Raw genomic sequence first — 5,297 nt, 5'->3', positions numbered from 1 at the left:
GTCGGGGGTCCGATTGACGATCGCCATCACCGCCACCTGCCGGGAAAAGTCGAAGTGGCGTCCGCCGATCGTCCGTAACATGCGGGCGACGGTAACAGGCGGTGATCGAGCAAAGTGTTTGATGTGGAGTTACGGGGACCCGCACGATTCCTGTTCTGGCTGGGCCGGTGCAACAAACGCCGGGTCGCCCTTGGCGCGATGTTCGGCTCGCTCTGGTTCACCAGCCTGGCCACGACGCCGTACCTGATCTCGCAGGCGATCGACCGCGGCCTGCAGCCGCACCGCCCGGGCCCGCTGCTCCTCTGGGCCGGCGCCGTCCTGGTGATGGGCGCGGCCGGCGCGTCGCTCGGCATCATGCGGCACCGGTCGATGACCAGGCTGCGGATGGCCGCCGCGCTGCAGACGGCCGACCTGGTGCTCGCGCACGCCACCCGGCTGGGCGCAGCACTGCCGCGCCGGATCGGCTCCGGCGAGGTGGTCACCATCGGCATCTCCGACGTGTGGGTGATCGGCCGGGCGATGAACGTCGGCGGCGTGGGCGTGGCCAGCACGGTCGCGTACGCGGTCATCGCCGCCCTGCTGCTGCGCATCTCGCCGTCGCTGGCCGTCGTGGTGCTGTGCGGCGTCCCGGTGCTCGGCATCGTCGTCGGGCCGCTGCTGGGCCGCATGCAGAGTGCCGGCCAGCGCTACCGCGAACGGCAGGGCGCGCTGGCCGCCCGCCTCGTCGACGTGCTCGGCGGCCTGCGCATCCTCAACGGGCTTGGCGGCAAGGAGACGCACCTGGCCCGCTACCGGCGGGAGTCGGCCGTCCTGTGTGCGCAGGGATATCACGTCGGCAACGCGGCGAGCTGGGTCGGCGCCCTCGGCCGCGGCCTGCCGGTGATCTTCCTGGCGGTGGTGACCTGGCTGGCCGCCCGCCTCGCCGCCTCCGGCGAGATCACCGTCGGCGAGCTGGTCGGGGTGTACGGCTACACGGCGATGCTGGCCATCCCGGTCGACGTGTTCATCTTCTGCTCCTTCGACGTCACCCGCGGCATCGTCGCGGCCCGCCGCGTGGTCGCCTTCCTGCGGGTCCCCGAGGAGCCGGCCGACGGCGAGCCCGCGCCGCCCCGCCCGGCCGCGTTGCACGACGCGGTGTCCGGCGTGACCGCCGAGCCCGGCCGGTTCACCGTCCTGGCCGGCTCCCGCACCGCCGACGCCGCCGCCATCCTGGACCGGCTCGGCCGCTACGGCGCGACGGAGGCCACCTGGGACGGCCGGCGCCTGGACCGGATCGCCCGGCCCCACGTGCGCCGCCGGGTGCTGGTCGCCGAGCACGAGGCGGAGATCTTCGCCGGTCCGCTGCGCGAGGTCGTCGCCGGGCGCGAGGAGGCGGACGACGCGCGGGTGCGGCGGGCGATGGACGCGGCGGTGGCGCACGACCTCACCCACCAGGCCGGCGGCGACCTGGGCCGCCCGATCGAGTGGCAGGGCCGCAACCTCTCCGGCGGGCAGCGGCAGCGGCTGCGGCTGGCCCGGGCGCTGCACGCCGACCCGGAGATGCTGCTCGCCGCCGACCCCACCTCGGCGGTCGACGCGCACACCGAGACCGCGATCGCGCAGCGGCTCACCGACCTGCGCACCGGCCGCGGCACCGTGCTGGCCACCACGTCGCCCGTGCTGCTGTCGCGCGCCGACGTCGTCTACTACCTGGTCGGCGGCCGGGTCGCGGCGCGGGGCACCCATCGCGAGCTGCTGTCCGCCGAGCCCGGCTATCGGGCGCTGGTCACCCGCGTCTTCGAGGCCGACGAGGCCCGCGCATGAGCCCGCCGATGAGCCGCCGATGAGCACCGTCCTGCCGATCGCCGCGCCCCGCGATATCGTCCGGGCGGCCCGCACGCTGATCGCCGCGGACCGTCGCGCCGTCGTCCGGCTGACCGTGCTCAACGTGCTGGCCGCGATCGCCGGGCTGGGCGGGCCGTACCTGCTCGGCCGGATCATCGACGCGGTGACCGGCAGCGGTGGCGCCGGGCGGGTCGATCTGCTCGCCCTGGCGGTGCTCGGCTGCGCCCTGGCGCAGACCGCGTTGCTGAGGTACGCGCTGCTGATCGGCTACCGGTTCGGGGAGCGTACGGCGGCCCGGATCCGCGAGGGCTTCCTGGATCGGTCGCTGAACCTGCCGGCCGCCGTCGTCGAGCGCATCCGCCCCGGCGACCTCACCGCCCGCGGCACCTCCGACGTCGACGCGGTGGCGAACACCCTGCGGGACATCCTGCCGGAGCTCATCTCCGCGATGATCCAGTTCGTCTTCCTGATCGTCGCGGTCCTGGTGCTGAGCCCGCTGCTGGGCATCGCCGGGCTGATCGGGCTGGTCGGCGTCTGGTTCAGCACGCGCTGGTATCTGCGCCGGGCGCCGGCCGCGTACCTGCGGGAGGGCGCGGCCAACTCGCAGCTTGCCGACGAGCTGTCGGCGACCGTGTCGGGCGCTCGTACCATCGAAGCCTTCGATCTGGGGGATCGCCGCCTCGCGGTGGGCCGCGAGGCGATCGCCGAGACCCGCCGCACCCGGCTGGCCACCCTGAGCCTGCGCACGGTGTTCTTCCCGACGGTCGAGCTCTCGTATGCGATCCCGGTGGTGGTCGTGCTGGTGCTCGGCGGGTTCCTGTCCTTCGCCGGGATGGCGTCGCTGGGCACGGTCGGCGCGGCGGTGCTCTACCTGCGGCAGCTCGTCGGGCCGCTGGACGCCCTGATGATCTGGATCGAGCAGTTGCAGAGCAGCACCGCGTCGTTCGCCCGGATCGAGGGCATCTCCGCGGTGCCGCCCGCGCCGGCGACCTCGGAGCGTCGCCCGGACGGCGAGCGGATCGAGGTGCGCGGCGTCCGGTACGCCTACGACGAGGGCCGCGACGTGCTGCACGACGTCAACCTCACCGTGCGGCCGGGGGAGCGGCTGGCGATCGTCGGGTTGTCCGGCGCCGGCAAGTCCACGCTCGGCCGGCTGCTCGCCGGCGTGGACCGGCCCGGCGCCGGCGCGGTCACCGTCGGCGGCGTCCCGGTTGCCGACCTGCCGCCCGACGAGCTGCGCCGGCACGTCGTGCTGGTCACCCAGGAACACCACGTCTTCGCCGAGTCGGTGCGCGACAACCTGATGGTCGCCGCGCCCGACCCCGACCTGCGCCGCGCCCTCGACACGGTCGGCGCGGACTGGGCCGCCGACCTCGACCTGGACCTCGGCGAGCATCGCCTCGACGGCGCGCAGGCCCAGCAGCTGGCGCTCGCGCGGGTGCTGCTCGCCGACCCGCACACGGTGATCCTCGACGAGGCCACGGCCCTGCTCGACCCGACCGCCGCCCGCACCGCCGAGCGTGCCCTGGCGGCGGTGCTGCACGACCGCACGGTGATCGCGATCGCGCACCGGTTGCAGACGGCGCACGACGCGGACCGGGTCGCGGTCATGGACGACGGCCGGATCATCGAGCTGGGCAGCCATTCTCATCTTCTCGAGCTTGATGGCCCCTATGCCGCGCTGTGGCGAACGTGGCACGGCTCCTAGCTTCAAGAGCGAACACCCTTTACGAGTACGCGCGCTCTGCAGTCCCCTGGCACACCCGCCGGGCCGTCTCGGGTCACCCTCTGTGCCCAGCCGCCGGGCGGGCCACGCGGGCGGCCTAAGCCTTGTCGAGCCGCTCCAGCTGCTCGGTCGTGAGCTTGATGTCCAGCGCGGGCACCAGATTCTCGAACTGCGGAAGCGTGCGCGGGCCGATCAGCGGGACGACACGAGGGCCCGGGCGCTGCATGATCCACGCCAGCACCGTCTGGTTCGGCGTAGCGCCGACCTCGCCCGCGACGCCCTCGAGCGCCTCGATCCGAGCATCGGCGTCCGGGCCCGCGTAGGCCTCCATCATCCAGTGCGCCTTGCGCTTGGCCGGATCGTCGTAGACGCCCTTCAGGATCGGCGAGTACGCGACCAGCGTCTGATCCTCGTGCCCGGTCAGGTACTCCCACTGCTCCGTGGTGACGATCGACGCGCCGTCGGCGCCACCCTTCGGCCGCAGGTACGAGTGTTGCTGCTGCACCGCCACCGGCAGCGGCCAGCCGTTGCGCTCGCACAGCTGCCGGATGGCCTCCAGCCGCCACGTACGTACGTTGGACCAGCCCAGGTGCCGTACCTTCCCGGCCTGAACCAGCCCGGCCAGCGCCTCGAGCGTCTCCTCGAGCGGGGTGGCGGGGTCGTCCACGTGCACGTAGTACAGGTCCACGTGATCGGTGCCCAGCCGCCGGAGGCTGCCGTCGAGGGCCTGCCGCAGGTTGTCCGCACCCGCCCCGGAGAAGGTCTTCCGCGCCAGCGCCCAGTTCGGCGTGCCGTCGGCCGCCCACAGGTCCTCGCTCCAGTGCGGCATGCCGCTGCCCTTGGTGGCCAGGAACAGCTCGTCGCGGTTGTTTCCGTCGCGCATCCACCGGCCCAGCAGCTCCTCGCTGTGCCCGCCGTGGCTGCCCGGATGCGCCCACCACTCGTAACAGTCCGCCGTGTCGACGAACGAACCGCCGACCTCGACGTAGCGATCCAGGATCGTGCGGGACTCGTCCTCCCCGGTCTCGCTGCCCATCTGCATCGCGCCCAGCGCGAGCGCGCTCACCTGTGAGCCGGTCCGGCCCAGTTCCACTGTCTGCATGCGCTCGACGCTATGACCCGGAGCGCGCTCCAGGTCAAGGTTTGACCGCCGATTCCGGGGGCAGTCCGGGCTTGTCACAGGGGAGGGGTCACTGGGGAGGACTTCAGGTGCGGCTACGACGAAGTGACTTGACCAAGCCCGGGTACGGCCGACGCCGCGCCGGCAAGGGTTTTGCCTACCTCGACACGTCGGGCGGGCGCCTGACCGACGCCGAGGCGATCGATCGGATCAAGGCGCTCGTGATCCCGCCCGCCTGGACCGACGTGTGGATCAGCCCCGACCCTCGCGGACACGTCCAGGCCACCGGCATCGACGCGGCCGGACGCAAGCAGTACCTCTACCACAAGGTCTGGCGCAGCACGCGCGACGAGGCGAAGTTCGACCACGCCCTCGAGGTGGCCGAGCGGCTGCCCAAGGTCCGCGAGCGGCTGTGCGCCGACCTGACCAGCCGGGGCCTGTCCCGCAACCGGGTTCTCGCCGCCATCGTCCGGCTGCTCGACATGGGCATGTTCCGGGTCGGCAGCGCGCAGTACGCGGACCGCGAGGAGGACCCGTCCTTCGGGCTGTCCACGCTGCGGCCCGACCACGTTCGCACCAAGGGCGGCTGCGTCCTGCTCGAATACACGGGCAAGTCCGGCGTCGAGC

3 protein-coding genes and 1 pseudogene are annotated in these 5,297 nt (G+C 73.0%); 3 read left to right on the top strand and 1 reads right to left on the bottom strand.

The genetic code is table 11. From position 1 onward, the window contains the following. Positions 1 to 198: 198 nt before the first annotated feature. Both AB0M20_RS25890 and AB0M20_RS25885 read left to right on the top strand, forming a co-directional pair. Positions 199 to 1,803 carry an ABC transporter ATP-binding protein gene (locus tag AB0M20_RS25890; RefSeq protein ID WP_364302405.1) on the top strand — a complete coding sequence of 535 codons (1,605 nt, stop codon included), beginning with the start codon at positions 199 to 201 and terminating at the stop codon, positions 1,801 to 1,803. Between the two features lie 19 nt (positions 1,804 to 1,822). Further along, a complete protein-coding gene (locus AB0M20_RS25885) occupies positions 1,823 to 3,532 on the top strand; it encodes an ABC transporter ATP-binding protein (protein ID WP_364302403.1) in 1,710 nt (569 codons plus the stop codon). Between the two features lie 115 nt (positions 3,533 to 3,647). Here the strand turns inward: AB0M20_RS25885 and AB0M20_RS25880 are convergent, their stop codons facing one another. Continuing rightward, on the bottom strand, positions 3,648 to 4,652 hold the full coding sequence (locus tag AB0M20_RS25880) for an aldo/keto reductase (protein WP_364302401.1): 1,005 nt from the start codon (positions 4,650 to 4,652) through the stop codon (positions 3,648 to 3,650). 107 nt (positions 4,653 to 4,759) lie between these two features. On the opposite strand from AB0M20_RS25880, the pseudogene AB0M20_RS25875 reads away from it, so the two are divergent. Beyond that, positions 4,760 to 5,297: pseudogene (locus AB0M20_RS25875) on the top strand (DNA topoisomerase IB); the annotation flags it as partial.

Origin of the sequence: Actinoplanes sp. NPDC051633, from assembly GCF_040681735.1 — a bacterium.
Taxonomy (GTDB): domain Bacteria; phylum Actinomycetota; class Actinomycetes; order Mycobacteriales; family Micromonosporaceae; genus Actinoplanes.
Note: the sequence above shows the minus strand (reverse complement) of the source record. Positions and strands in the feature narration are given on the sequence as shown.

Bases quoted from the DNA above. Each gene is read 5' to 3' on its own strand.
- AB0M20_RS25890 (WP_364302405.1), top strand. From the start codon at position 199: ATGTTCGGCTCGCTCTGGTTCACCAGCCTGGCCACGACGCCGTACCTG.
- AB0M20_RS25885 (WP_364302403.1), top strand. From the start codon at position 1,823: ATGAGCACCGTCCTGCCGATCGCCGCGCCCCGCGATATCGTCCGGGCG.
- AB0M20_RS25880 (WP_364302401.1), bottom strand. From the start codon at position 4,652: ATGCAGACAGTGGAACTGGGCCGGACCGGCTCACAGGTGAGCGCGCTC.